General features: G+C 63.4%; 24 protein-coding genes and 1 pseudogene. 8 read left to right on the top strand and 17 right to left on the bottom strand.

Annotated elements, in window-relative coordinates:
• Positions 1-428: 428 nt before the first annotated feature.
• The 6 genes from ugpC to Q1A87_RS13020 all read right to left on the bottom strand — a co-directional run bounded on the left by ugpC (position 429) and on the right by Q1A87_RS13020 (position 7,206).
• Entirely contained in the window at positions 429-1,502 is a 1,074-nt protein-coding gene (gene ugpC / locus Q1A87_RS13045; protein WP_299652024.1) for a sn-glycerol-3-phosphate ABC transporter ATP-binding protein UgpC, read from the bottom strand.
• Positions 1,503-1,505: 3 nt separating this feature from the next.
• Entirely contained in the window at positions 1,506-2,348 is an 843-nt protein-coding gene (locus Q1A87_RS13040) for a carbohydrate ABC transporter permease (protein ID WP_299652022.1), read from the bottom strand.
• Positions 2,345-3,238, bottom strand: a complete 894-nt coding sequence (locus tag Q1A87_RS13035; protein ID WP_299652020.1) for a sugar ABC transporter permease — start codon at positions 3,236-3,238, stop codon at positions 2,345-2,347. The genes Q1A87_RS13040 and Q1A87_RS13035 overlap by 4 nt, the downstream gene beginning before the upstream one ends.
• A gap of 73 nt (positions 3,239-3,311) precedes the next feature.
• Positions 3,312-4,571: an extracellular solute-binding protein gene (locus Q1A87_RS13030; RefSeq protein WP_299652018.1), complete on the bottom strand. Its 1,260-nt coding sequence runs from the start codon at positions 4,569-4,571 to the stop codon at positions 3,312-3,314.
• 108 nt (positions 4,572-4,679) lie between these two features.
• Positions 4,680-6,188, bottom strand: a complete 1,509-nt coding sequence (locus Q1A87_RS13025) for an alpha-N-arabinofuranosidase (RefSeq protein WP_299652016.1) — start codon at positions 6,186-6,188, stop codon at positions 4,680-4,682.
• A 97-nt stretch (positions 6,189-6,285) separates the two neighbouring features.
• Entirely contained in the window at positions 6,286-7,206 is a 921-nt protein-coding gene (locus Q1A87_RS13020; RefSeq protein ID WP_299652014.1) for a helix-turn-helix domain-containing protein, read from the bottom strand.
• Between the two features lie 373 nt (positions 7,207-7,579).
• On the opposite strand from Q1A87_RS13020, the pseudogene Q1A87_RS13015 reads away from it, so the two are divergent.
• From Q1A87_RS13015 to Q1A87_RS13005, 3 genes and pseudogenes are all read left to right on the top strand, one after another.
• A pseudogene (locus Q1A87_RS13015) lies at positions 7,580-7,863 on the top strand (hypothetical protein); the annotation flags it as partial.
• A gap of 146 nt (positions 7,864-8,009) precedes the next feature.
• Positions 8,010-9,281: an SGNH/GDSL hydrolase family protein gene (locus Q1A87_RS13010; RefSeq protein ID WP_299652012.1), complete on the top strand. Its 1,272-nt coding sequence runs from the start codon at positions 8,010-8,012 to the stop codon at positions 9,279-9,281.
• Between the two features lie 458 nt (positions 9,282-9,739).
• Complete coding sequence (locus tag Q1A87_RS13005) at positions 9,740-11,026, top strand: O-acetylhomoserine aminocarboxypropyltransferase/cysteine synthase family protein (RefSeq protein WP_299652010.1); 1,287 nt, start codon at positions 9,740-9,742, stop codon at positions 11,024-11,026.
• A 103-nt stretch (positions 11,027-11,129) separates the two neighbouring features.
• Here Q1A87_RS13005 and Q1A87_RS13000 read toward each other — a convergent pair whose 3' ends face one another.
• A complete protein-coding gene (locus tag Q1A87_RS13000; RefSeq protein ID WP_299652008.1) occupies positions 11,130-11,588 on the bottom strand; it encodes a hypothetical protein in 459 nt (152 codons plus the stop codon).
• Positions 11,589-11,794: 206 nt separating this feature from the next.
• Between Q1A87_RS13000 and Q1A87_RS12995 the strand changes: the two genes are divergently transcribed.
• From Q1A87_RS12995 to Q1A87_RS12975, 5 genes are all read left to right on the top strand, one after another.
• A complete protein-coding gene (locus Q1A87_RS12995) occupies positions 11,795-11,971 on the top strand; it encodes a CsbD family protein (RefSeq protein WP_299652006.1) in 177 nt (58 codons plus the stop codon).
• Between the two features lie 707 nt (positions 11,972-12,678).
• The gene (locus Q1A87_RS12990; RefSeq protein ID WP_299652004.1) at positions 12,679-13,236 is read left to right on the top strand and encodes a pilus assembly protein N-terminal domain-containing protein; all 558 of its coding nucleotides are present in this window, start codon (positions 12,679-12,681) and stop codon (positions 13,234-13,236) included.
• Positions 13,237-13,391: 155 nt separating this feature from the next.
• Entirely contained in the window at positions 13,392-13,895 is a 504-nt protein-coding gene (locus tag Q1A87_RS12985) for a hypothetical protein (protein WP_299652002.1), read from the top strand.
• A complete protein-coding gene (locus Q1A87_RS12980) occupies positions 13,879-15,294 on the top strand; it encodes a type II and III secretion system protein family protein (protein WP_299652000.1) in 1,416 nt (471 codons plus the stop codon). Before Q1A87_RS12985 ends, Q1A87_RS12980 begins: the two co-directional genes overlap by 17 nt.
• A gap of 49 nt (positions 15,295-15,343) precedes the next feature.
• A complete protein-coding gene (locus Q1A87_RS12975; protein WP_299651998.1) occupies positions 15,344-15,559 on the top strand; it encodes a hypothetical protein in 216 nt (71 codons plus the stop codon).
• A gap of 255 nt (positions 15,560-15,814) precedes the next feature.
• Here Q1A87_RS12975 and Q1A87_RS12970 read toward each other — a convergent pair whose 3' ends face one another.
• The 10 genes from Q1A87_RS12970 to Q1A87_RS12925 form a co-directional block, all read right to left on the bottom strand.
• Positions 15,815-16,219, bottom strand: a complete 405-nt coding sequence (locus Q1A87_RS12970; RefSeq protein ID WP_299651996.1) for a TadE/TadG family type IV pilus assembly protein — start codon at positions 16,217-16,219, stop codon at positions 15,815-15,817.
• Positions 16,216-16,644, bottom strand: coding sequence for a TadE family protein (locus Q1A87_RS12965; protein ID WP_299651994.1), 429 nt, complete (start codon positions 16,642-16,644; stop codon positions 16,216-16,218). The genes Q1A87_RS12970 and Q1A87_RS12965 overlap by 4 nt, the downstream gene beginning before the upstream one ends.
• Positions 16,641-17,837: a cellulose synthase operon protein YhjQ/BcsQ gene (locus Q1A87_RS12960; RefSeq protein WP_299651992.1), complete on the bottom strand. Its 1,197-nt coding sequence runs from the start codon at positions 17,835-17,837 to the stop codon at positions 16,641-16,643. Before Q1A87_RS12960 ends, Q1A87_RS12965 begins: the two co-directional genes overlap by 4 nt.
• 119 nt (positions 17,838-17,956) lie before the next feature.
• Positions 17,957-18,874 carry a Flp pilus assembly protein CpaB gene (gene cpaB, locus Q1A87_RS12955; protein WP_299651990.1) on the bottom strand — a complete coding sequence of 306 codons (918 nt, stop codon included), beginning with the start codon at positions 18,872-18,874 and terminating at the stop codon, positions 17,957-17,959.
• Between the two features lie 12 nt (positions 18,875-18,886).
• On the bottom strand, positions 18,887-19,381 hold the full coding sequence (locus tag Q1A87_RS12950) for a prepilin peptidase (protein ID WP_299651988.1): 495 nt from the start codon (positions 19,379-19,381) through the stop codon (positions 18,887-18,889).
• A gap of 10 nt (positions 19,382-19,391) precedes the next feature.
• Positions 19,392-20,684: a pilus assembly protein TadG-related protein gene (locus Q1A87_RS12945; protein WP_299651986.1), complete on the bottom strand. Its 1,293-nt coding sequence runs from the start codon at positions 20,682-20,684 to the stop codon at positions 19,392-19,394.
• Entirely contained in the window at positions 20,684-21,664 is a 981-nt protein-coding gene (locus tag Q1A87_RS12940) for a type II secretion system F family protein (protein ID WP_299651985.1), read from the bottom strand. The genes Q1A87_RS12945 and Q1A87_RS12940 overlap by 1 nt, the downstream gene beginning before the upstream one ends.
• Positions 21,665-21,675: 11 nt before the next feature.
• A complete protein-coding gene (locus Q1A87_RS12935; RefSeq protein WP_299651983.1) occupies positions 21,676-22,656 on the bottom strand; it encodes a type II secretion system F family protein in 981 nt (326 codons plus the stop codon).
• Positions 22,653-24,002, bottom strand: coding sequence for a CpaF family protein (locus Q1A87_RS12930; RefSeq protein ID WP_299651981.1), 1,350 nt, complete (start codon positions 24,000-24,002; stop codon positions 22,653-22,655). Before Q1A87_RS12930 ends, Q1A87_RS12935 begins: the two co-directional genes overlap by 4 nt.
• 214 nt (positions 24,003-24,216) lie before the next feature.
• Positions 24,217-24,375, bottom strand: a complete 159-nt coding sequence (locus Q1A87_RS12925; protein ID WP_299651979.1) for a Flp family type IVb pilin — start codon at positions 24,373-24,375, stop codon at positions 24,217-24,219.
• Positions 24,376-24,837 lie beyond the last annotated feature (462 nt).

The following is a 24,837-nucleotide window of genomic DNA, read 5'->3' as shown; positions in this document are numbered from 1 at the left end:
AATCGGTCAGCTTTACGGACGCGGCGTTCGCTTATGCCCGCGAGCTCGTCGATCGAGGGGCATATCCCACGATCAGCGCTGTCGTCTCGGGGCGAGCTCACTCGCGCACGTGCGACATGTACGCGTTAAGCAGATTTACTGGGAGCCGAGGTGAGGTCAGGCGCGGCTCGCGCTGCCCGTCGATGAGTGGGCTCCGGTGGGCAGATTGGGCGAGCTCACGGCAGGCGCGTTGGCCTCGCATCGTGGCTCTGGGGCGGGAGGCCGAGAACCAGGACCGCTGATGACGAAGGTCGGCCTGTTCCTGTCACGTGCACTCCGCGAGTTCGATGGCGGGTCCGTTGTCGTGGCGAGACGACCGGTGAGCCTTGTGGGGCAAGAGTCGGCTCCTCCAGCGTCACCTCGTGGAGCTTGACAGAGGCGGGGCCTTGTCAATCGGCGTGATAGGCGCGCCCGGCAGAATCGAAGAGGTGCAACTGGCTCGTGTCGAAGCGCAGGGTCACGGTGTCGCCCGGCGCGATCTGCGAGCGTCCGCCGTCCAGAGCGATGACCGAAGTGCCGTCGTTTAGGCGCGTGTGGACCAGAGTCCGGTCCCCGAGATTCTCCACCACGGTCGCCTCGCCCGTCGTGTCGCCCCGACCCGTCGTGACCTGGACCGCTTCCGGCCGTATCCCCAGTTCATAAGCTCCGCCATCGGGAACCGAGATGGTCATTGCCATCCGGGACCCGTCGCCGAGGGTGGCCACCGCCTCCTTGCCGGAGGTCGATATTTCGGCGTCCAGGAAGTTCATCCCCGGACTTCCGACGAAGCCGGCGACGAAGCGGGAGGCCGGGTATGTGTAGACCTCCAGCGGCGTCCCGATCTGCTCGATCCGGCAGTCGTTGAGGATGACGATCCGGTCGGCGAGCGTCATGGCCTCGGTCTGGTCGTGGGTGACGTAGATCATCGTGGCCGCGATGCGCTGGTGCAACTGTGCCAGCTCCACCCGTGTCCGCACCCGGAGCGCCGCGTCGAGGTTCGACAGCGGTTCGTCGAACAGGAACGCCGCCGGCTCCTTGACGATGGCCCGGCCGATCGCCACCCGCTGGCGCTGCCCGCCCGACAGCTGGCTCGGTCGGCGGTCGAGAAGCGCATCCATCTCGAGAATGCGCGCGGCATCCGCGACCCGCGCGGCGATGTCCTTCTCCTTCATGCCGATGTTGCGGAGGCCGAAAGCCATGTTGTCGCGCACGGTCATGTGGGGATAGAGCGCGTAGTTCTGGAACACCATTGCCACGTCCCGCTGACCTGGAGCGAGGGCCTGGCACTCCCTGCCGCCGATCAGGAGCTTGCCGCGGTCGATGGATTCGAGCCCCGCGATCATGCGCAGGAGGGTCGACTTTCCCGAACCCGAAGGCCCGAGGAAGACGACGAATTCTCCCTGTTTGACCTGGAAGCTGATGTCCTTGATCACCTCGACGGCGCCGAAGCTCTTCGAGACGTTCTGCAGCGCGATATCCGCCATTCCCTACCCCTTGATCCCTGCACTGAGCGTGATGGCCTGCGTGACCCGCCGCTGGAACAGCAGGTATGCGAGCGCGACAGGGAAGCCGGCGAGCACGGCCGAGGCCAGCTGTCGTGCGTAGTAGACCCCGAAGGCGTCACTCACCTGGGTGATGCCGACGGTGATGGTCATCATCTCGGTGCGCGTGACCGCCAGGAATGGCCACAGGAAGGCGTTCCAGGCCCAGATGAAGGTGACGATGGACAGTGCCGTGGTCACGCCCCAGTTCATCGGGATGTAGATCTTGGTCAGGATCCCGAGCTCCGAGGCGTTGTCCATCACGGCCGCCTCGCGAAACTCCTTCGGGACCTGATCGAAGAACTGCTTGTAGACAATGATGACGACGGGGTGGATGAGCTGCGGCAGGATGATCCCGGCCCAGGTATTGAGCAGGCCCATATTCGCGATCAGCACGAAATGGTTGATGATGAGAACCTGCGTGGGAACCATGAAGCTCGCGAGGATCAGGTACCAAAGCGCGCGCCGTCCCGGAAAGCGGAGCTGGCTGATGGCATAGCCAACGAGCAGCGACGTGGAGACGGTCAGGACCGTCACGCCGAGGGCCGTGGCCACCGAATTCATGTACCAGCTGCCGATCTGCGTCTGGGTCAGGGCGAACCAGTAGTGGCGCAGGGTCGGATGTTCGGGCCAGAGCTCGATATAGGGCCGCACGACCTCGTCCTCGAGTTTGAAGGACGAGACGATGCCCCAGTAGATCGGAAAGGCCCAGATGACGGCGGCGATCACCGTGATGACGGTGATGATCGCCCCCGCGATGTTGGTGCGCCGTGTCGCGGCCGGGGTCATGTCTTGCGCTCCGCAAGTCGCAGGAGCTGGAAGTTCAGCACGGAAACCACGATGACCATCAGGAAGAGGACCACCGCGATGGCTGCGGCGCGGCCACCGTCGTCGTTCTGGAAGGCACGCTGGTAGATGTAATAGACCATCACGAGGTTGTCGTTCGGTCGCCCCCCTATCGAGAAAAGGTAGACCTGGTCGAAGATCTTGAGCTGAAGGATCAGCTGGATCGTCAGCACCAGCGCCGTAACTGGCCAGAGCAATGGCCATGTCAGCTTCCGGAAGACCGTCCAGCGCCCGGCATTATCGAGCTCTGCCGCCTCGTAGATCTCGGCCGGGATCGCCCTGAGGCCCGCGAGAAACAGCAGGATCGAGAAGCCGCAGGTCCACCAGATCGTTACGAAGGCGACAGCCGGCATGAACCAGGTCGACGTCTTGAAGATCGGGACGCGGTCGATCCCCAGCGTATCGAACAGGTGCATGGCAATGCCGAACTGGAAGTTCAGCGTCCAGTCCCAGATCCGGTAGACCACCGAGACCGGCAGGATGTAGGGCAGGAAGAACAGGGCCAGCACGAGCGACTGAAGCCGGCCCGACAGCCGCGTGATGCCAAGGGAGATGGCGAGCGCCACAAGCGTCCCCGGAACCACAGAGAGCAGGACGAAATACGCCGTGTTCCAGAAGGCCGTGTCGAAGCGTCGGTCGCCTGGCAGCCGGGTGTAGTTGTCGAGGCCGGTCCACTCCGCGGTCTGCGGCCCGAAGGTGATGAGCGGCGCGTCCTGAAAAGACAGGATGAACATGTCGATCGTCGGGTAGACGAAGATCAGCCCGTAGATCGCCACGAACGGTGCAATCAGCACATAAGCGATCAGCGTGTCTTTTCTCGCGTTGCGGATCACGACTGGTCCTCCCATTCGAACCGGTGGTCACAGCGAAGGGGGCGGGCCTTGCGCACGCCCCCTCCCGGGAGTCTTACATATCGTTGAGTTCGTACTGGATTTCCTCGACCGCTTCGGCCGGGTCCATCTCTCCGTTGAGGGTCGGAACGAAGTAGGTGGACATCACGTCGAACATCGGACCGGCGACACCCGAGAACTCGCTCTGGGGGTCGAAGATCATGTTCTGCGTCAACGAGGAGTAGGTCGCGTTGGGCTCCATCTGGGAATATTCCTCGGACGCCGTCACGCCGGAATTGGCCGGTATGTGGCCCGCGGTCGCCCAGAAGAGGGAGTTGTCCGAGATCCAGGACATGACTTCCAGAACCGCATCGCGCTTGGCCGTACCTTCATCCACGCCGTTGTTGGCGGGGATCGCGAAGGCGTGGCTGTCGGCGTAGGTCGAGGCGTGGTCGAAGATGACCGGCAGCTCGACAGCGCCCCAGTCGAACAGCCTCCCCTCGTCGGCAAGGTCCTTCATCGTCGGAACCTCCCAGACGCCGTTGATCATCATCGCCGCCTCGCCCGAGGTGAAGAGCGCGACGGTCGCAGGGTAATCGGTATAGGTCGACTGCCACTCGTTGTTGGTCCACTCCTGCAGCACGGTCAGAACGTTTTGCAGCTTGTCGGCATTGTCGCCGGCCAGGAACTCGCCGTCGGTCAGGAGCTCGCCATCCTGCTGGCCCATGAGCGAGTAGATCGTGCGGTACATGAAGTTGCCGTCGGCGGTCACCGAACCCAGCGGATACTCGACGCCCGCATCCTTGAGCGCGGCCATGGTCTCCTCGAAGCCCTCGCGGCTGTCGAGGCCCATCGGCGTGCCATCGTCGTTGAGCCGGCCGGCTTCCTTCAGGAGGTCGCGGTTGTAGTAGAGCACGATGGGGTGCGTATCCAGCGGCACAGCGTACTGCTGACCATCGACGGTCACCGCGTTCCAGGTGGCTTCTGCGAAATTCTCCTGGCCCAGGCCCATCTGCTCCCAGTCGGCATCGGTGATCGGCTGAAGCAGGCCCTGGCTCACGGCCAACGGAATGCGGCTTGCGTGGTAGGTCATGATGTCGGGGGCTTCGCCGACCGCGACCGAGGTCTGCACCTTGGTATAGAAGGGGACACCCCATTCGAGCGTGGTCGCGTCGATGGTGATCTCGCCCTCGTGCGCGGCATCGAAGTCATCGATCAGCGTCTTCATCCGCACGCCGTCGCCGCCGCTCAGGAAGTCCCACCAGACGACGGTTTCCTGCGCCTGGGCAGCCGTCGCAAGCGTGGCCCCGAGGGCCATACCCATCAGATGTTTCATCTTTCTCCTCCCAAAGAGCGACCGGTCCCGGCCGCAGGTCGATGTTACACTACCTCCGGATCCGATCAACGGACGCGCCGCTGCATACCCGGCATTCTGATACGGTCCTCAAAGGTTCACCCGGATCATGGAATAGCTGTAGGATGGCAGCGTCAGGCTGAGCGTGTTCCCCTCGATCGTCGCGCCGCTCCCCTCCTGCGGTACCACCGTATCCGGCGCCTCCCTGGTATTCGTCGCCTCCAGATCGTCATGCCGGATCAGGGTGTGGCTCGCGCTCTTGGGCGTGCCGAACCGCTCGAGCGATAGCTCGACCTCCAGGGGCTCGGTCCCGTTCCGGTTGATCGCGAAGAAGGTCACGCTGCCCGAGTCGCTGTCGTGGACGCCCGCGATGTCGAGATAGCTGACCCCTGCCGCCATATCCGCGTCGTAGGTCGGGCAATCGACGTCCAGCTGCAGCGCGGTGCCGCGGCCGTGGTGCGAGGCGAGCTTGAACGGGTAGTAGATCGTCTGCCGCCAGGCCGGTCCGCCGGGCTGCGTCATGATTGGCGCGATCACGTTCACGAGCTGCGCGATACAGGCGATGCGCACCCGGTCCGAGCGACGGATGAAGGTGTTCAGGATGCAGCCGACCTGCAGCACGTCCTCGAAATTGTAGACGTCCTCGAGGATCGGCGGCCAGTACTGCCAGTCCTTCCCCTCGAGGTAGACCTGGTCCTGCTTGCGGGTGTGATACCAGACGTTCCACTCGTCGAAGGAAATCTTCACGTCCTTCTTCGACCGCTTCTTGCCCTTCACGAAGTCGATGACGCCGCTCACCGTGCCGATGTAGCGGTCCAGTTTCTCCGGCAGGGCCAGAAAGTTCGCCGTGTTCTTCTCGTAGTTCTCGAAGTACATGTGCAGCGAAATATGGTCGATATTGTCGTAGGTCTCCTCCAGCACCGTCGCCTCCCATTGCGGATAGGTCGGCATGTCCGAGTGGGAGGAGCCGCAGACGATGAGTTCGAGGTCGCTGTCGAAGGCACGTAGCGCCTTGGCCGTCTCGTTGGCGAGCTGCCCGTATTCGCGGGCGGTCTTGTGGCCGACCTGCCATGGCCCGTCCATCTCGTTGCCGAGACACCAGGTCTTCACGCCCCAGGGGTCCGCGCGCCCATTCTTGCGGCGCAGGTCGGACCAGTAGCTGCCGCCGGGGTGGTTCACGTACTCGACAAAACTCCGGGCTTCGTCGAGCCCACGCGAGCCGAGATTGACGGCAAGCATCATCTCTAGGCCCGCCTTGTCGGCCCAATCCGCATATTCGTGAATCCCGACATGGTTGTTCTCGAGCGACTTCCACGCGAGGTCGAGCCGCGTCGGCCGATCCTCTTTCGGGCCTATCCCGTCCTCCCAGTTGTAGGCTGAGACGAAGTTGCCGCCCGGATAGCGGCAGATCGGCGTGTCGAGTTCCCGCACGAGGTCGATCACGTCCTGCCGCATTCCGCTGGCGTCGGCGTCGGGATGATCGGGCTCGTAGATGCCGGTGTAGACGGCCCGGCCCAGATGCTCGAGGAACGACCCGTAAAGCCGCTTGTCGATTTCCGCGACCGCATAGCGTGCATGCGCGGTGACACGTGCCTTCATGGCATCCCCTCCCTACCGTACCATATCTTCCGGTTTGTACCGGTATCTTCGATACGGTTGCTGCAGGAAGCAGTTCAGTCAAGGTTTTTTACGCGTGTCAGCGCAGGCGCATGGTGATGTCCTGATCGTAGTTTCCGAAGCCCCGCCCGAAAATGTTCAGACCTCCGGGGTGCTTGGCATCGTCTCGCACGCCGATCCGGATCCGGATCGACCGGTGCCTGTCGACCTCGAGATCGGTCAGGGTCACATCCGAAACCCGCAAGCCGTCGACATATGTGCCGTCGGTGTTGATCCGCCAGGTCTTGAGCTTGCCGTATTGCGAGCCGGCCAGTTTCCACCAGCCGGGGGTGAAGACGCCCCGCTTGTCGCCGAAATCGCCGGGCGAGGTCCAGGTGGCGACGTAGGTCCCGTTCACGGCCAGCGAGATATCGGACGGCCAGTCGGCAGAGGTCCCCGGCACTTCCGAACTCAGCTCCATGCAGAACTCGAGAGCCTGGACCGGCTTGTTCAGGAGCTTGGCGTTGTTGGGAAACTGGTATTCGACAAAGCCCCGGGTGAACCAGAGCAGCCCCGCCCGCATGCGATCGGGATCCAGAAAGGTGTCGGGCACGTCGAGCAGACCGATGACGCCTTCGGTAGAGCACAGCCCGCAGGGGGCGGTCACCTCGACATGAGAGTATAGGCCGAGGGGCATGGAAACCTCGATTTCGTCGTCGCCAACCTCTGGCCGATGGTCACCGAAAGCCACGAGGATCTCGGTGAAGATCGCCTTGCAGACCTTCTGGTTGCCCTTCCGCGCTCTCTGAATATCCGTGACGACGAGGCCAACGTTCTCGAGAACCTGCATGTTTGCAGAGATCGTGGACTGGGGAACCGAGAGTTCGGCCGCAACCTGGTTGACGTTCATTGGACCGGATTTCGCCAGAAGCTTGAGGATCGCGATACGGACCTCGCTGGCAAGACCCTTGAGCACTTCGAACTGATCGATCGGATCGACGACGAGCAGTTTGTTGGTCATCGGGACAACTTTCTCCAGCACAGGATGCTCCCATGCGTATCTGCTGAGCTGGTATGAAAAAAGCGTCTATCTTCCTCGCCGGTCCTTGAGACTGGACGGCGACTTGTTCCTTGGGTTGAGCCGCTCGAACACATGAGGCTCGAAGGACTCCGCCCCTTGGGCAAGGCCCGCCGGTTGCGGGTCGCAGGGCGTTTCCCCGATGCGCTCCTGCTTCAGGCTAAAATTGACGATGCCTAAATTTGGCGGCCGACGGACGGACAGCAGGGCGGCGCCGTCCGTCTTTTGCGGTGGATTGGATCAGCACAGCCTTCACGGGACGGCCGCCCACCTAGCGCAGCATCTCGTGGACGAAAGACACAGAACTCCCAGGTTCGCCGCACTCTCACGAAACAAGATCCTTCGCGCAACGCGATGTCTGGGCCCGTCGCCCTGAAAGAAATGGGCTGGCTGTCACATCCGAAGCCGCATCGAAGCGCGGCCTTTCGGGACATTACTTTGCGATGCCATGCCGGCCAGCGGGCGGAGCGTCTCGAACTGTTCGGAGAGCGGATCATGTCACGTGATCCCAACCGTCAGACCGCCGAGATCCTGATCCGCATCGCCATCATGAACCGATGCTTGGCCCTCGGAAGGCCCGGAATCAAAGTCGTAGCCTGAAGCCATTGGGGAAAGGAGTAGCTCAATCTGACCGTCGATAGCGTAACGAGCACCCCTTCACGCGATTTTCCGTCGTCCGGCAACACGTCCTTGCCGCAGCAGTGACGCTTGGTCATGGTCAGGTTGTCTGGAGAGGGAGGATCACCATGACGAACCGCGTTCCGCATTTTGCGCGCATGGCCGCGGCGACACTCGTCGCCGTCAGCCTCGCCGCGCCCCTTGCCGCGCAGGAAAGCCAGAACTTCTTCGGCACCTGGTCGGCCAGCCCGCAGCCTGTCTGGGAGCCGGACTTCTTCGCGGCCGCCGCGATCCCGCGCTCGCTGCGTGACCAGACCGTGCGACAGGTCGCGCGCATCTCGCAGGGCGGCGAAGCCTTCCGCATCGAGTTCTCCAACCGTTACGGAACCGAACCGCTGGTGATCGGCCGCGCCCGCGTCGCGATTGACGCAGGTGATGGCGCAATCGAGCCCGGCACCGACACGGGCCTGACGTTCTCGGGCGATGAAGGTTTCGCCGTTCCCCCGGGCGCCGTGGTCTGGAGCGATCCCGTCCGGTTGCCGGTCGAGGACCTCGCCGAGATCGCCGTCAGCCTCTACCTGCCGGAGGTCACGCCGCTCGCCACCTGGCACAATGACGGCCGCCAGACGACCTATGTCTCGGCCAACGGCGACATGGCCGAGGCCGAGAGCTTCGAGGCCGCAGAGCAGTTCGATTCCCGCCTGTTCCTCAGTGGCATCCAGATCGCCGGGGGCGACGAGCCCGCCTCCGTCGTGCTCTTCGGCGACTCGATCACCGACGGCGACAGCTCCACCCCCAACGCGAACAACCGCTGGCCGGACATCCTTGCCGAGAGGATTGTCGAGGCCGGCTCGGAGATGGGGGTGCTCAACGAAGGTATCTCGGGCGCCCGTCTCCTGCGCGACCGCATGGGCGTCAACGCGCTGGCGCGCTTCGATGACGACGTGCTCCTCCATCCCCATGCCGAGGTGGTGGTGATCATGATCGGCATCAACGACATCGGCTGGCCCGGCTCGCCGCTCACCGACCCCGGCGAGCCCGCGCCGTCGGTCGAGGATCTCATCGCCGGCTACGAGCAACTCGTCGCCCGGGCACATACTCACGGGATGCAGGTCATCGGCGCCACGCTCACCCCCTTCAACAACGCCTTCGAGGGCGGTCCGCTCGAGGGCTACTACAGCGACGAGAAGGAGGCGAAGCGCAGCGCGGTCAACGAGTGGATCCGCACCGGCGGTGCCTTTGACGGGGTGATCGACTTCGACGAGGTGGTCCGCGACCCGGACGACCCGACTCGCATCAGGGCCGAGTACGATTCCGGCGACCACCTGCACCCCAACGACGCCGGCTACGAGGCGATGGCCCGCTCCGTCGACCTGAGCCTTCTCGGCATCGAGGGTTGAGCCCCGCGCAGAACCCGAGGGTTGCGTCGGACCCGGGGGTCACGACCGCCCCGACATACGGAGGCGCTCGCGGAACTTCGTGAGGGCCTCACCAAGTCGGACGATAGCGAGGAAAAGGTGCGATCAAGCCTCGGAACAGCTTTGGGCCTGCGACCTCCGGTGAAGCCCACCTGGAGGGCAGGGCCCGGCCAGAGCCCGATTTCGAGGTCGTCGGCGATTGCGGCGGGCCGGCAATCCCGCGTTCCGAGCGACGAGCCGGGCGCCAGAAGGTACGACGCGACGAGCGACGCATCGATATGCCCGACATTCCCTCGCCCACGGCCTAGGGCAACTCTTTCCCGCGATGCAAAGGGCGGTGCAATGTTCAGAACCCGTCTTGCAGAGGATATGGTTGGCCCTGAAGAATGCTCAAACCGCAACGCTCACCTCTGAACACCACCCTAACCGGAAAGCATGTCATGACCGCCCCAAACTTTGCCTTCGACACATTGGCGGTTCACGCCGGAGCCGAACCGGACACTGCCACCGGCGCGCGTCAGGTGCCGATCTATCAAAGCACCGCCTTTGTATTCAAAAACGCCGATCATGCGGCCAAGCTCTTCAATCTCGAGGAAGTCGGCTTCATCTATTCGAGGCTGACGAACCCGACGGTCCAGGCATTGGCCGCGCGGATCGCGGCGCTCGAGGGTGCTGCCGGCGGGATTGCCTGTTCATCGGGTCATGCGGCCCAGATCATGGCCCTGTTCCCGCTTATGCAGCCGGGGTGCAACATCGTCGCCTCGTCCAGGCTCTACGGGGGGACCGTCACACAGTTCACCCATACGATCCGGCGGTTCGGCTGGTCGGCGACCTTCGTCGATACCGATGATCTGGCGGCAGTGGAGGCGGCGATCGACGAGAACACGCGGGCGCTGTTCTGCGAGACCATCGCCAATCCCGGCGGCTACGTCACCGATCTTGACGCCATGGCCGGGATCGCCGACCGCCATGGCATTCCGCTGATCGTCGACAACACCACCGCAACGCCCTGGCTCTGCCGCCCCATGGAGCATGGCGCCACGCTCGTGGTCCATTCGACCACCAAGTACCTGACGGGCAACGGCACGGTCACCGGCGGCGCAGTCATGGATTCCGGAACCTTCGATTGGTCCGCTTCGGGCAAGTTCCCAGCCCTGTCGGAGCCGGAGCCCGCCTATCATGGCCTCACCTTCGCCTCGTTGGGCGCGATGGCTTTCACGTTTCATTCGATTGCCGTCGGCCTGCGTGATCTGGGCATGACCATGAATCCCCAGGGCGCGCATTACACGATGATGGGGATTGAGACGCTCGGTCTCAGGATGGAGCGCCATGTCGCGAACGCCCGCAAGGTCGCCGTATGGCTGGAGAACGACCCGCGGGTGGAAAAGGTGACGTATGCGGGGCTTCCTTCCTCACCCTACTATGAGCGATCCAAGAAGATCACGCCGAAGGGCGCGGGCGCACTTTTCACCGTGACGGTGAAGGGGGGCTACGATGCCTGCGTGAAACTGGTGGACGCCATGAAACTCTTCAGCCACGTGGCCAATCTCGGCGACACGCGGTCCTTGGTGATCCATCCTGCCTCCACGACCCACCGGCAGCTCGAAGCCGAGCAGCAGGTGGCCGCCGGCGCCGCGCCGAACGTGGTGCGTCTGTCCATCGGGATCGAGGATGCCGACGACATCATTTCCGATCTCGATCAGGCCCTTTCGGTGGCCACGTCCTAGCTGCACCATACCCCGCCGCAGCGAACTCGATCTGATTGACGCCGCCATCCTGCAGCGCTTGCGTTGCAGGATGGATTCCAAAGCGTCTGTGGGGAACGCGCGCTTATGGCGCTTCATGCAGGTCGAAAACACTGCGGCACGGCCCCGGATCATCGAGATTTTCAAAGCGTGCGATGCAGAAGCTGCGCCTATTCACAACTGCCGAGTACGATACGACTGGCGGCAGCCGAGGCGGCCGTGATGCTTCCGGTCTTCGTTGCGTCGCCGATTGCGCTTCGATCGCGGGACCGGGAGACTGCAATGTTGAAGCAGCCCCGCACCTCCTGACGAAATGGACCGCCGAAGCGTCAGTGACCGTCGGTTCGGTGAGACCCTTGATGCCAAAATATGATTGCGTCGGGCTGATCAATACTGCACCGAAACGCTTCGGGATCTTGGCCCGTGGCAAGATGACGGATCCCGGGTGAACACGCTTGACCGCCCGGCGGCGGTGATCGTGCTTGGCTGAAATCCGAATACCCTGCCCCTCGACGAATTTAAGAAAATTTTCGATGGACGTCACCTAATGAGATCGAGCGGCAAGCTCGAAAAATGGACGCTCTGTTCGCAGAAGGCCGTCGACAGCCGTTGCCTCCAGAGCGGCGCGTCCAAGTGAATTCTCACGGAAACCTGATCGCAGCCGAATGATCCCGGGAGAGCGATCCGGAACATTGTTCCCTACGCGGGGTTGGCTCGGCACGCGATCAAATGGAACGAAGGAGAAAACCCATGTCGGACGATAAAAGCGAAGGCAAGGCCAAGGACGTAGTCGGATCGGCCAAGGAAACATTCGGAAAAGCGACCGGTGACAAGGAAACCGAGCGCAGCGGACAGGCGGACCAAGCCGAAGGGAAAGTTCAAAAGGGCGTCGGCGAGATCAAGGACGCATTCACGGACAAGAAGTAGGAATTCGAATGCTCAAGTTTCTAACCGGGACCGTTGGGATAATCTTCTTGATCGGGCTAGTGGTCGTCGTCGGCTTGCTTGCTCTTATCTTTTAGACCTTACGTCTACTGTTCCCCAGACAGCTACAGTATAAGTTTTGGATATTAGACGATGACCCGGGAGGGCAGCAGGAAGTAGTTAGCGTTCGATTGGATCCTCGGCGTGTTTTTTTAGGGTGTCTCGCTGATCAACTCGGCTCACGTGTTTGCCGTCGTTGTTTGCCTTTTACCTATTGCCCTCCAGAGGAACGTTTAGGTTCGGCTGCGGCATTCCAGTCAACGTTGTGTGATGGGACTCTTCCGGAATCAGGGTCCAGTTTGACGAAACTCCCTTAGGGTGAAGTTTCCAATACAATACAATACAATGTCTAGGCGCTATTCCCGTAACCAAATCCTTTGCCTTAACTTCTTGAAACGAGGGACCCTCAGCCTCCTAGTTAGGATTATGTGCAACAGAATCCTGCAGACGGAGATAAGTCGGATTGAGGCACTTCCGAAACGCTAAAGGCTAAAGAGTGTCGTTCAGACGACAGGCATCCATGTTCCGCGCCGATGAGATTAGCTATAACTTCACGCCGATAGACTCACAGTCTATCAGGTGGTTCGTTATGCTCGTCAACGACTACCTTGCCGCTCGATAGCCGCCGATGATCTGGGAGTACTGATCCTGTGAAGCGACACATCCTTTCGGCTTCGACACAGGGCGTCTTGTCGGCCCTTCTCGCGCTCGGGGCGGTTCCTGCGGCGGGGCAGGAGACCAAGCAGACTACGGTCACCGACGACGCGCCTACCGTGCTCGCCATGGATGAGGCAGCAAGCGTGCTGCGGGTGACAGTCGGGCACTCGAAACTTCTGCAGAGCGACGAGTCGTTCGGGATGATCATCGTCGGTGACGACACGATCGCGAACGCGACCGTCGGCGCCGAGAACTCGCTCATCGTGACCGGGCTATCCGCCGGCTCGACCAATCTTATCGTTATGGGCGAGTCGCGGCAGATACTGATGTCATCGACGATCGCGGTCGTACCGGTGTCCGGACCGCTGCGTTCCACGGTGATGGTGATGAAAGGCGCAGGCATGCGTGAGCGTTACGAATGCCGCGGCACCGATTGCACGCTGATCGATGCGCAGGACCAACCGGCGGAGATGTCGTTCCTGCCAACGCCAGTTCCCGGACCGTCGCCTTCAGACGCCATGGCCGGAGAGGCAGCTCCGGAAACCCGGTAGCCGCACGGGGTTCCGCCTACGCCATACTCGCCTTAAGGATGTTACTCAAAAACCGCGCTTACAGCGGAGCTGCATAGTTGCATCCAACCCAAAGTCTGGACAGGGCCGAGGCGATATGCGCCTTTCGAGCGAACGAAAAACGACAGGAGGCGGTCGTGGGGCGTTCCGACAGATCCGGCAACAGGCGTCGTACCGTGGCACTCGCTGTGCTGTGCGCGGGGTTGGCCATCATCGCTGGATGCGGATCGACGGCAGTCGAAGCGTCGCGCGACGCAATCCCTCTGTCCGTGCCAGACGTACCCCCGGGAACCGAACTCTCCACTGCGATGGCTGAATTCGAGAATGCGAATTTTGGCTACTCGGCAAGATATTTCGAGATGGCAGCGGAGAAATCTCCACAGGACATGTCGGCCTGTCTCGGCTTGGCGGCCTCCTACGACTGGCTCTATCGATTTGACCTCTCGGACCGAGCCTACAGCACTTGTAGCAAGATCGCGAAAGACGCCTTCTCCTACCACAACAACCTTGGTTTCTCGTACCTGCTACGCGGCGATTATCGGAAAGCATCGGTCAGCTTTTCACAAGCCAAGCGGCTTCGGCCCGGCGATCCAGTCGTCGAGAACAACTTCAGGATCCTGCGCGATGTTTCATCCGGCTAAAAGGGCAGCCCTTTGTGCCATGGTGTCGCTGGCGATGCTCGTGGCCGGCTCGCGTGAAGCGCCTGCGCAGGATGCACAGCTTCGTCTCAGCACGCGTTACGCGGAAAAGGTGGCAGTGCCGGTCGGCGAGTCGCGGGTCTTTGGCACGGGCCAGGACATCAGCCGCCTGGTGATCGGCGATCCCGAGATCGCCGACGTGGTTCTGATCTCGCCGCGATCGTTCTACGTTCTGGGCCAGAACCTCGGGCAGACGAACCTGCAGGTCTTCGCGGACGAGGAGTTCCCGATCGGGCTCGTCGATCTCGAGGTGACGGTCGACACAACGGACTTGTCTGCAACGCTGCGTAGCGCCGCGCCCGGCGCCGAGATCCGCACGGAATCCGTCAATGGCCGGCTTCGGCTGAACGGCACCGTACCCGACGCCGTCGCTCTGGACCGGATCCTAGAGATCGCGGAGCAGTACGGCTCCGAGGGCGTAATCAATGCGCTGCAGGTCGCAAGCCCACAGCAGGTGTTCCTGGAAGTCCGGATAATCGAAGCATCGCGCGATGCCGGCAAGAGCCTCGGCATTTCGATCAGAGGTTCTGACCGCGGCTCGGACGGTCTTGTCAGAGCAGGTTCCGGGAGTGGTCTCACCGGTGACAACATTCCCTTCGGGACTTTTCTCGCAAGCCTCGTGCGGGATGGTCTGAACGTCGATTTTCTGATCGAGGCGCTGGAGGAGCGTGGTCTCGCGCGAAACCTGGCGCAACCGACGCTGGCCGCGCTCTCGGGGGAAACGGCGAGCTTCCTCGCCGGCGGCGAGGTGCCGATCCCGGTCGCCGAGGCTGACGGCGAGGTCACGGTCGAGTTCAAGGAATACGGTGTCCGGCTGAACTTTACGCCGGTCGTTCTTCAGGGGGGTCTGATCAACCTGACACTCGAACCCGAGGTCAGCCAGATCGACTTCGCCAACACATTCGATACCGGCTTCGTCGAACTGCCGAGCTTCACCACCCGCCGCGCCAGCACCACGATCGAGCTCGCCGATGGCCAGAGCTTTGCCATTGCAGGTCTGCTGCAGCGCAACAACACCCGTCGCCAGCAACAGGTCCCGTGGCTGGGCGAAGTGCCGATCCTCGGGGCGCTGTTCCGCTCTGCCTCTTATCTAAAGGACGAGACCGACCTCGTGATCATCGTGACCCCGAGATTGAGCCGTCCCGCAGATCCGTCAACGCCGCTGAGAACGCCGCTCGACTACGCGACCGTGACCTCGGAGAGAACCTTTTTCCTTTACGGCATCCAAGAGATCAGCCGGGGCGAGATGACCCGTGAGTTGAAGCAGCGCGGCATCGAGGCGCCGTTCGGGCATGTCATCGACGACGACTACATAGCCGGGCCGAAATATGTCACCGATTAAGCAACGCGTCCTCGGCCTACCGCTGCTGCTGGCGGCCTGCGCGGATCCCATGAAGGCGACCGATGGCATCATGCCGGTGGCCGGTCTGGCACAAATCCACAATGCTGATGTTCATGTCGTCAATCCGGATGCTGGATATGGCAGCAGCAATCCCGGCGGATCTGGCCGCCGCGCCGCGGTCATCATCGACAGATACAATAGCGCGGAGAGCTTGGGAGATGCCGAACCTGCAACGGATGCCGGGATCGACATAAACGACTTCTAGTCGGCCGTTATTGAAGCGCCTTCTCAACAGCGGTTTGGGAATCCGATGCATCCTACACGCCGGTGGTGATCATACGCCGCATACACAGGACGAACGGAGCACCGTTTACACTCAGCAGAAGGCGGGTTTGAGTTGGCCCTCACCTTAAAATCTATTCTTTAGATATTACATCGGCAAAATACTAGGAAACTTTCTAGGTTTGGCGGAAGAGATTCGGAATTATAGTCCGCATAGGGTAAATTATACTTGGTTCTACTATCGGTTTTGATTTGCAGTCGCAATTCGGCGGGAAGAAGCGATCGTAATGGAGCGACCAAGTGGCACCGGAAGTAGAAGCCGCATCGAGTAATCAAGGGAAACAAGCTGATATGTAATTCCCGAGATCGTTTCGACAGAATAGTCGACGGTCAGATTGTCTGAAGGCCATGTGCCAAAAGCTGTTCGAACGGTTTGTTCCAGTTCGAGCACGTCGATGAGTGGATCAATCAGAACGGCTCTTTGGGCCTGATCGGCGGCGGCATCGAGTGAATTTCGGATGTAGAGGCCCCGACCGAACTCCAGAATTCCCAGCAGCAGGGCGACAAATGGTAGGCCGAGAAGGGCGAACTCGAGCGCTGTGGCACCGCGTCGATCAGACAGAAGCCGCCGAAGTCCCGTCATCGAATCTGGACTGAGGCAGAGCGAGTCAGGTCACGATCCGGCAAGAGAATGCCGGAATAGGCGCGCATGCCGTCGATCCGGTAGAAGATGGCAGTGGGTCGCTGGGTGCTACAGGTGGTGGAACAGATGGCCACCACCTCCGGCATTTCGGGGCAGGCACAGAAGCGAGAGACCGACCACGTCGTTTCGGCTTGCCCACCCCCAGTTCGATCGACAGCGCCAAGGATCGTCTCGACACGTACGGTTCCGGGGTCGGACAGCGCGGCCTCCGCGCCGTTCCGCAGGGCTTGGTCAATTTCAAAGGATTCGTGTATCGCCAGTCCAATGTCGGCCGTCGACAGCACCGCAAGGATCAGCACCGGTGCGATGATCGCGAATTCGATGGCCGCGCTTCCAGCGGCCGGATCGCGACGTCGGCGGATCATCCGGCCGCCCTGCCAAGTAGGCGTTTGAACAAACCCTTCGGCGCGGCTTTCCGCCCGGTGGTCTCGTCGCGTCCGGCCATCTGTTTCGCGAACGCGCCAAGCGCCGCCGCCGTCGCCGATCTCGGCGTATCCTCGACCAGCACGCGGCCAGACATCTCCGCCTCGGCGGTCGCCGCGTCGTACGGGATCACGGCAGCCATGCGTCGACCCAGGATGCGCTCGTAATCCGCGGCCGAGACAGGTGGCTTGCCCCGGGTCGGCATCCGGTTGAGGACGATCTCCGGCGGCGCGTCGTTCGGGCGAAGCTTGCGGATCATGTCGGTCAGCGCTCGACAATTGCGGAGCGAGGGCAGGTCCGGTGTGGCGACAAGGGCGATGCGGTCCGACGCCGACAACGCTTCGGCGATCCACGGCGTCCAGCCATGCGGCAGGTCGAGGATAACGAATTGCGTGAGGCGCCGAGCCTGCTCGACGAGATGGCGTAGCGAGGCGGTATCTGGCGTCAGATTGCCGTCGGGCCTGTCGGGCGCCGCCAATATTCCAAGCTGTTTGTCTCGCCAATGGATCAGGCGGTCGAGCATCTCCTTGTCGAGGTTCTCGCCTTCCCGGATGGCGTCGAGGAAGCCCTGTGGTTTGGTGAAGTCGAACTGCAGTGCCGCGGTCCCGAAGAGGTCGGCATCGATGAGCAGCGTCGTCGCGTGCAGGGACTTTCCAATCGTCGCGGCCACGTTGTGGGCGATCGTGGAAGCGCCGGATCCGCCACGGGTCCCGACGAAAGCCAGAACGAGACCGAGTTCCTTGTCCTCGGCTTCGCCGAAGATCGAGACGATAGAATCCAGCAAATCGAGCGGACGGATCGGCTGTACGAGATAGTCGCTCACGCCGATCTGCGTGAGACGGCGATATAGCGCAATATCGTTACGTGAGCCGATCACGATGAGATGCGTGGTGGGCGGACAGCACTCCGCCAGCGCTTCGATGTTCCATTCGAGCGTGTCCGGCGCGCCGTGATCCTCGACGACGATCAGGTTCGGAGGCGAATGATCCCGGTACCGCGCGATAGCTTCCTGGAAACCGCCCTGATGGACCTCGATCTGGGTACGAACGGCTCGCCGGTCCCGGGCCACGTGATCGGCGACCGTGCCAAGCTCGCCGGAACCGACGAAGACGTCGATCCGAATGCGCGGAAGCATCTGTCGCGGGCCGTGACCGAACTCCGTGTCGGTTCGGCTTGGCGCAGCGTCGCGCGGCGAAGACTCTGACGCGTGGACCGCGTCCTCCGTCTCGAAGGGTCGGGTCGCCGGGATGCCGGTCATGGCAGGTCACGCGTGGCAGACAGGCGCACAATCGAGGAAATGCCGGCGGCGATGATGGTCACCTCGCGCTGGCCTGTCTCGGCGTTGGCGATCTCGGCGGCCGCCTCCGGGTCCGCCGGCCCGACGTCCGGCCGATCGGGTGCTGCGCCCTCGAGCATGGCCAGATCGCCGATCCCGCTCAGCCCGAAATCGTCGGCGGCCCGCAGGGCGAGCGCAATCTGTCCCGATGCGGCCGCGGCCATCAGGATTTCCGCCTGCTCCGCGGTGAGCTCCAGCGTCGCGGTGCTTCCAGTCAGCGTGGACTGCTCGCCGCTATTGGCGCCCTCAACCGCCATCCCTTCCACGAGGGCGCCTTCGTCGAAGCTCTTCTGCCCGATTGCGAGAACGCGGACGTTGGTCAGGATCGTACGGGTGGTCCCCGTTGCTGCCCCGTCACGGTCGACGTCGCGTACGACGGTATGGAGGACGTCCACACGGTCGTTGGGCAGCACGAAGCCGCCGGCTGTCTTGTCGTCGCTGATCTGCACCCCGACCCCTCGCATGCCGGGGCTCAGGACCATGGAGAGGAACCCGCCCGCATTCTCCGACAGGTGCTGCGAACGGAGCGGTTCGCCCGCGTAGAGGTTGGAGCGCAGGACGCGGCCGGTGAGCTCCGGCACGGCGTCGGGCTGCTCCGCCTTCAGGATCATTCCCGCAGAGACGCGGTGCTCGGGCCAGGGCACCCATTCAAGAAGGGAGGCGTCGAGCCGCCCGCCCCGCATGAGGTCGCGCCGCGGCGTCAGGACGTCGACCATCGGCGCCTCGACGACGATGGTTTCCGGCGCGGGCGGCTCCCGCCAGGTGGCCTCGAGCGCGAGCCAGCCGGCACTGCCCCCGGCGAGGAGCGCGATCAGGACGACGATGAGACGTATCATTCCGGTCTCTCCTCAGGTCAGGGACGGCAGAAGGGCGGACATCGCCACGGCGCCTCCGGGGGCCATCGCCAAGGCGTAGGGAACGGAGATGGCCTCGGCCGTCAGCCGGGCCTGCCAGCGTGCGCCGAACGCGCCCCGCCCCAGTTCCCACCGGCTCAAGCACAGCAATGCCACCGCGAGGATCGCGCCGAAGAGCGCCGTGGCGATGACGAAGACCGTCATCCCCGCCGGTCCGATCCAGAGGGCCGTGGCGGCAGCGAGCTTGGCGTCACCGCCCCCGAGCCAGCCCATCTCGAACATCGCCCAGGTGACGGCGAGCGTCGCCGCGCCGGTGATGACGGCGGAGAGTACGGGGAAGTCGAGTCCGAGCAGCCAGCCGACCGGCGGCGCTGCCAACGCCATGACGAGCACAAGCCGGTTCGGGATGCGCAGGTCGGTGGCATCGCTGCGAGCGGCGAGGAGGAGGAACCCCATGAAGATCGCCGCGTAAAGATATGGTCCGGTCATCGCGCGCTCCCTATTCCACCAGCGCGATCGTCTCGCTCACGGGGATGCGGCGGGTTCCGGCCGCAGAGCAATCGACGTTGAGCGCCGAGTTCCCGGTGAACGTGACGCGGCGGACGACGACCTGCGTGCATCCGTACGTCCCGCTGAAGTTTCCGCTGTAGTCCAGGTCGCTTGATGGGAGGTAAACGGCGCCGTTCAGCGTCGAGCCCGCGGTGCCGTTGACGGAGTGGCTCAGGCCGGTATCGGCCCGGTCCCCGAAGAACAGGATGCCGGCGAGCGGCCCGGTCCCCGGCGCCGTGAGTTCGAGATCGGCGCCGCCGTTGATCGCGAGTGTGGCGCCGTTCGTCAGGAAGAACGTGACGCCGTCGCCCTTCACCAGGGTCGAGGCGTTGATGCGGAGCGGTCCGCCGTCGACGATGTACAGACCGGCATCGAATGTGACGTCGCCGCGGATCTCGAGCCCGCCGCAATACCGGCGCACCGGCATGCCCAGAGGATGGGTCTCGTATGGGGTCTCGGTCGTCGTCGCGTTGTTGCGGCCGACGCGGCTCGGGGCACAGGTCCCGACGTTCAGGGGCGTGGCCAGGTCCGAGTATGGATCCCGGATGACCGCCGATTGCTCGTTGGGGGCGGCGCAGGCGGTCAGGTTCAGGCTGCTGGTGGCGCTGACGCCGCCGACGCTGTGGACGCAGCCCGCGGTCAGCTCGACCTTGCCCCCCGACATCAGGAAGGCGTTGTCGGCATTCGAGTTGGCCGCGACGTCGCAGCCCTCGAAGACCACGACCGACGACCCGCTTACGGTGATCGCGCCCGGGGCGATCGGATCGAGCGCGAGCAGGCAGGCATCGCCGCCGCCTTGCACCCGCGCCACCGCGCGCGCCGAGATAGCGACGGGCTCGGTATCGTAGATCAGGCTGAAGAAGCGGATCTGCTGACGGTCGACGACGACCTCGACGGCCATCGGATCGCCGGACAGGCCGCCGCTCCCGGGCGGATTCGCGACGGTGATCCTGTCCTCGCCGCGACGGAAGGCGCTCGCCACCGCGATGTCGGAAGCGGCCGCCTCCATGTCCGCCCGGCCGCGCCCCGAGCGCACCTGCACGGCGGCAGCATAGGCCGCGAGGTCGCTGGCTTGCTGAAGCTTGCGTTGGCTCAGATACCAGTAGCTGGCCTCGGTCCCGAGGGCCATTCCGCCGATCAGGACGGGGAAGGTCAGGGCCGTCATGACGGCGACAGTGCCCCGTGTCTCCGCGAGGAAGCGGCCGAAGCGGCGCGGGCCAAGTCTGCGCGAACCCTGGGCCATCAGTTCTGCATGATCTGGATGATCGCCGGCGTCATGATCACGCCGAAGAGAACGGGGAGGAAGAACAGGATCATCGGCACGGTGAGTTTCGGCGGCAGGGCCGCGGCCTTCTTCTCCGCAGCTGCCATCCGCAGGTCCCGGCTCTCCCGCGAGAGCACGCGCAGGGCCTGGCCGACGGGTGTGCCGTATTTCTCCGACTGGATCAGGCTGGTGACGACCGAGCGCACCTCCTCGACGTCCGTCCGGAAAGCAAGGCGCCGGTAGGCCGCGTGCCGGTCCGGCAGGTAGGCGAGTTCGGCCGTGGTGAGCGAAAGTTCCTCGCTCAACACGACGCTCTGCACGCTGATCTCCTCGGCGACCTTCCGGAACCCGGCCTCGATCGACATTCCCGATTCCACGCAGATGAGAAGCAGGTCCATCGCGTCGGGCCAGTTTCGCCGCACCTCCGCGCGTCGCTTCTGCAGGCGGTTCTTCAGAAGCACGATTGGCCCGTACCAGCCCGCGAATGCGGCCACGGCGACGAGGAGGACGCGGAGAGGCAGCGCGAGGCCCAGGACGAAAGTGCCGTAGAACAGCGCGAACGCCCCGAAGCTCAGACCGACCAGAACCCGCATCGCGGTGACCTTGATCGCGGCGGCGGGACCCCGGTAGCCGGCTTGGTAGATCAACGCCTTCGTCTGCGGGTTCTGGATGAGCTTGCCCAGGTTGAAACGCTCGACGATCGCGGCGTAGAGCCGCTTCGGCGCGGCGTGCCGCAAGCTGACGATGGCATCGGAACTTGCGTTCCGGGCGGCGGCGGACCGGTCGCGGAGGCGCTGCTCGACGCCCGAGGCGCGCGCCATCCGTTGCCTCCGGGCCTGTGCGTCGAGCAACGGCCAGGACAGGGCCGTCACCGTCGCGGCCGCCGAGATCGCGGCCACGAACGGCGCAAGTCGCGTCGGGTCGTCGAGGACGGCATGGACGATATCAAGGAAACCCATCTGCCCGGCCCTCAGTAGTCGAACGCGATCATCTTGCGCATCACGAACACGCCGATGAGCATCCACAGGCCGGAGACGACGAGCACGACATTCCCGATCGCCTCGCTGAAGAGCAGCCCGATATAGGCGGGGCTGGTCACATAGACGAGCAGGGTGACGACCACCGGAAGAGCGCCGATGATCGCGCCCGAGGCCTTCGCCTCCGAGCTCATCGAGCGGATCTTGGCCCGAAGCTGCACGCGCGCGCGCAGGACCGAGACGAGGTTGTCGAGCGACTCGGCCAGCCGTCCACCCGTCTTGGTCTGCAGGCCGATGACGATGGCGAAGAAGTTCGCCTCGCTCAGCGGCACGCGCTCGGCCAGGCGATCCACCGCCTCGGCGATGGGCAGGCCATGGCTCTGCTGCTCGACCATCTTCGCGAATTCCGCGCCGAGCGGATCGGCGATCTCCCGTGAGACCATGCGGAGGCAGTCGTTGAGCGGTAGCCCCGTCTTCACGCCGCGGACGATGATGTCGAGAGCGGCCGGAAAGTCCTTCTCCATGGCGGTCGTTCGCCGCCTGCGCCGGGCGCGGAGAAAGAATAGGAATGCGCCGGGACCGGTCGCCACCCCGAAAAGAGCGGCCGCGACCGGGGACAGGCCGGCGAGCCGGGCCCCGCCTCCTAGGAGGACAGCGAGCCCGCCCACCACGAGCAGCGCCGACCAGACCGACCAGCTCAGGCCAGCCTGCTGGAGCACGAGACCGAGCGACAGGCCGCGGCGGCCGCGGCGACGCACGAGGATCGCCTTCGCGTCGCGCTGCACGTCCGCCTCGGTCCCGCCGGAATGCGTCCCGTCCGCCTGGAGGGTCGCAACATGGCGGCGAAGCCGGCGGCGACGACGGTCACGTTCCGCCACCCGGCCGGCAAATGCGGACCAGATACCGCCGGAGACGGCCACCACGACCAGGCCGGCGAGTACGATTGGAACGAGCGCGGGATCGATTGCCGTCATGCGGACATCCCGAGCTGAGCTCGATCGCCGTTCATGTCGCGTCGGCGCTCGCGCGGTTCGGCGTCGTCGAGCGCGTTGAGAAGGCGCACATCCTCGTTGTAGTACCGCGCGCGGTCCCAGAAATGCGGACGACCGTTCCCGTTGGAGCGGTGTCGGCCGAGAATGTTGCCGTCGTCGTCCTCGCCCGTAATTTCGTAGACGAACAGATCCTGCGTCGTGATCACGTCGCCTTCCATGCCCAGTACCTCGGTGACATGGGTGATGACGCGGCGGCCGTCGCGGAGCCGCGCGGCCTGCACGATGATGTCGATCGACGAGACCATCATCTCTCGCACCGTCTTCGAGGGCAGGTTGAAGCCACCCACGGAGATCATAGATTCCAGGCGTGACAGGGCTTCGCGCGGGCTGTTGGCGTGGAGCGTGCCCATCGAGCCGTCGTGGCCGGTATTCATCGCCTGCAGCAGGTCGAAGGCCTCCGCGCCGCGGACCTCGCCGACGATGATCCGCTCGGGGCGCATCCGGAGGCAGTTCTTCACGAGGTCGCGCATCGTGACCTCGCCCTCGCCCTCGAGGTTGGCGGGTCGGGTCTCGAGGCGGACGACATGCGGCTGCTGCAACTGCAACTCGGCGGAATCCTCGCATGTCACGATCCGCTCTTCGGTATCGATGGCCGCGGTCATGCAGTTCAAAAGCGTCGTCTTGCCCGAGCCGGTGCCGCCGGAAATCAATACGTTGCAGCGCACCCGGCCGATGATCCGCAGGATCGTCGCGCCCTCGGGCGTGATCGAGCCGAACCGGACGAGGTCGTCGAGGGTCAGCTTGTCGCGCTTGAACTTCCGGATCGTCAGCGTCGGCCCGTCGATGGCGAGCGGCGGCACGATGACGTTGACCCGACTGCCGTCGGGCAGGCGGGCGTCGCAGATGGGCGAGCTTGCGTCGACCCGGCGGCCGACGGCGCTGACGATGCGCTGGCAGATGTTGAGGAGCTGCTCGTCGTCGTCGAACCAGACGTCGGTCTCCTGGGTCTTGCCGGCCACCTCGATGAAGACCTGGCCGGCGCCGTTGACCATGATGTCGGAGATGTCGTCGCGGTCCAGAAGCGGCTGCAGGGGCCCGTAGCCCAGCACCTCATTGGTGACGTCCACGATGATCCGGGCGCGGTCCTTGCTGGCGACGTTGATCTGACGGTCGGCGACGATCTCGCCGAGGATCGCCTCGATCTCGACCCGCGCCGCCTCGGGCTTGAGCTTCGACAGCGCGGGCAGATCGACGAGATCGACGAGAGCCGAGAAGAGCTGCTGCTTGATGTCGCGGAACAGATCCGTTTCGGCGTCGCCGTGTTTCATGGCTGGCGGCAAGGCCTGCACGGGCGTGGGCGCGGCAGGCGTTGCGGCCGTGGCCCTGATGCCGAGCGGATCCGCCCGGACGCGCTGAGGCGGGTCGCCGGGCGCGCTTCTCTTGCGACCGAATCCAGCAGATTTCTGCAGCATCGTAGGATCCCTGTCGAGTGATGGAGGTCGGCCGGCTTTTCAGCTAGCCGATCTGCTTCCTGCGCCGATGTTACAGCACAGCACTGATCTCGGTGAACTTCGCTATCAGATCTAAGCCGATCGTGCTGACGGCGGTAATGATGACGACAGCAATCAGGCCGGCAATCAGGCCGTATTCGATTGCAGTAGCACCGTTTTCATTGTGAGCAAATTTATTGACAAACTTCATATCTATCATTCCTCAGTGATCAATCCGAAATTAGGTCCCAAAGGGATTAACGCGGACCCGGTTTATATTCGTTTATGGCCTTTCGGGCGGTAACTCAAAACGTCTCCGTCTGGCCAAGACGGTTCTTGACTCGATGCTTGGTCGAAACTTGGGAGATTTATGGTCTGATAGAGGCAGAACCGGAAAAATTGATTAGAAGAATTTTGACCGGAAACACGTCCGGCGGCGATTGTGCGATTGCGGAACCGTGCCGAGGACGCCTCGAGCGTGCTTTTCCATCTTCGATAGTTCGACGGCCGAGCGTCTTCAGGAATCCGAAAGCGGCGTCTCACTGGGTGCCGTCGTGCTATGGCTCTGTTGCGCAAATCGCGTTCGGGATTCGTGTGGCCTTGTTGCGCAAAGCCTGCCTGGGATTCACATCGCGAGTCCGGCGACATAGCTGAGCGGCATGTCCAAACCTGC

Source organism: uncultured Jannaschia sp. (assembly GCF_947494055.1).
Taxonomy (GTDB): Bacteria; Pseudomonadota; Alphaproteobacteria; order Rhodobacterales; family Rhodobacteraceae; genus Jannaschia.
Note: the sequence above shows the minus strand (reverse complement) of the source record. Positions and strands in the feature narration are given on the sequence as shown.

Bases quoted from the DNA above. Each gene is read 5' to 3' on its own strand.
- ugpC (WP_299652024.1), bottom strand. From the start codon at position 1,502: ATGGCGGATATCGCGCTGCAGAACGTCTCGAAGAGCTTCGGCGCCGTC.
- Q1A87_RS13040 (WP_299652022.1), bottom strand. From the start codon at position 2,348: ATGACCCCGGCCGCGACACGGCGCACCAACATCGCGGGGGCGATCATC.
- Q1A87_RS13030 (WP_299652018.1), bottom strand. From the start codon at position 4,571: ATGAAACATCTGATGGGTATGGCCCTCGGGGCCACGCTTGCGACGGCT.
- Q1A87_RS13025 (WP_299652016.1), bottom strand. From the start codon at position 6,188: ATGAAGGCACGTGTCACCGCGCATGCACGCTATGCGGTCGCGGAAATC.
- Q1A87_RS13020 (WP_299652014.1), bottom strand. From the start codon at position 7,206: ATGACCAACAAACTGCTCGTCGTCGATCCGATCGATCAGTTCGAAGTG.
- Q1A87_RS13010 (WP_299652012.1), top strand. From the start codon at position 8,010: ATGACGAACCGCGTTCCGCATTTTGCGCGCATGGCCGCGGCGACACTC.
- Q1A87_RS13005 (WP_299652010.1), top strand. From the start codon at position 9,740: ATGACCGCCCCAAACTTTGCCTTCGACACATTGGCGGTTCACGCCGGA.
- Q1A87_RS12995 (WP_299652006.1), top strand. From the start codon at position 11,795: ATGTCGGACGATAAAAGCGAAGGCAAGGCCAAGGACGTAGTCGGATCG.
- Q1A87_RS12980 (WP_299652000.1), top strand. From the start codon at position 13,879: ATGTTTCATCCGGCTAAAAGGGCAGCCCTTTGTGCCATGGTGTCGCTG.
- Q1A87_RS12975 (WP_299651998.1), top strand. From the start codon at position 15,344: ATGAAGGCGACCGATGGCATCATGCCGGTGGCCGGTCTGGCACAAATC.
- Q1A87_RS12970 (WP_299651996.1), bottom strand. From the start codon at position 16,219: ATGACGGGACTTCGGCGGCTTCTGTCTGATCGACGCGGTGCCACAGCG.
- Q1A87_RS12965 (WP_299651994.1), bottom strand. From the start codon at position 16,644: ATGATCCGCCGACGTCGCGATCCGGCCGCTGGAAGCGCGGCCATCGAA.
- Q1A87_RS12960 (WP_299651992.1), bottom strand. From the start codon at position 17,837: ATGCTTCCGCGCATTCGGATCGACGTCTTCGTCGGTTCCGGCGAGCTT.
- cpaB (WP_299651990.1), bottom strand. From the start codon at position 18,874: ATGATACGTCTCATCGTCGTCCTGATCGCGCTCCTCGCCGGGGGCAGT.
- Q1A87_RS12950 (WP_299651988.1), bottom strand. From the start codon at position 19,381: ATGACCGGACCATATCTTTACGCGGCGATCTTCATGGGGTTCCTCCTC.
- Q1A87_RS12945 (WP_299651986.1), bottom strand. From the start codon at position 20,684: ATGGCCCAGGGTTCGCGCAGACTTGGCCCGCGCCGCTTCGGCCGCTTC.
- Q1A87_RS12940 (WP_299651985.1), bottom strand. From the start codon at position 21,664: ATGGGTTTCCTTGATATCGTCCATGCCGTCCTCGACGACCCGACGCGA.
- Q1A87_RS12935 (WP_299651983.1), bottom strand. From the start codon at position 22,656: ATGACGGCAATCGATCCCGCGCTCGTTCCAATCGTACTCGCCGGCCTG.
- Q1A87_RS12930 (WP_299651981.1), bottom strand. From the start codon at position 24,002: ATGAAACACGGCGACGCCGAAACGGATCTGTTCCGCGACATCAAGCAG.
- Q1A87_RS12925 (WP_299651979.1), bottom strand. From the start codon at position 24,375: ATGAAGTTTGTCAATAAATTTGCTCACAATGAAAACGGTGCTACTGCA.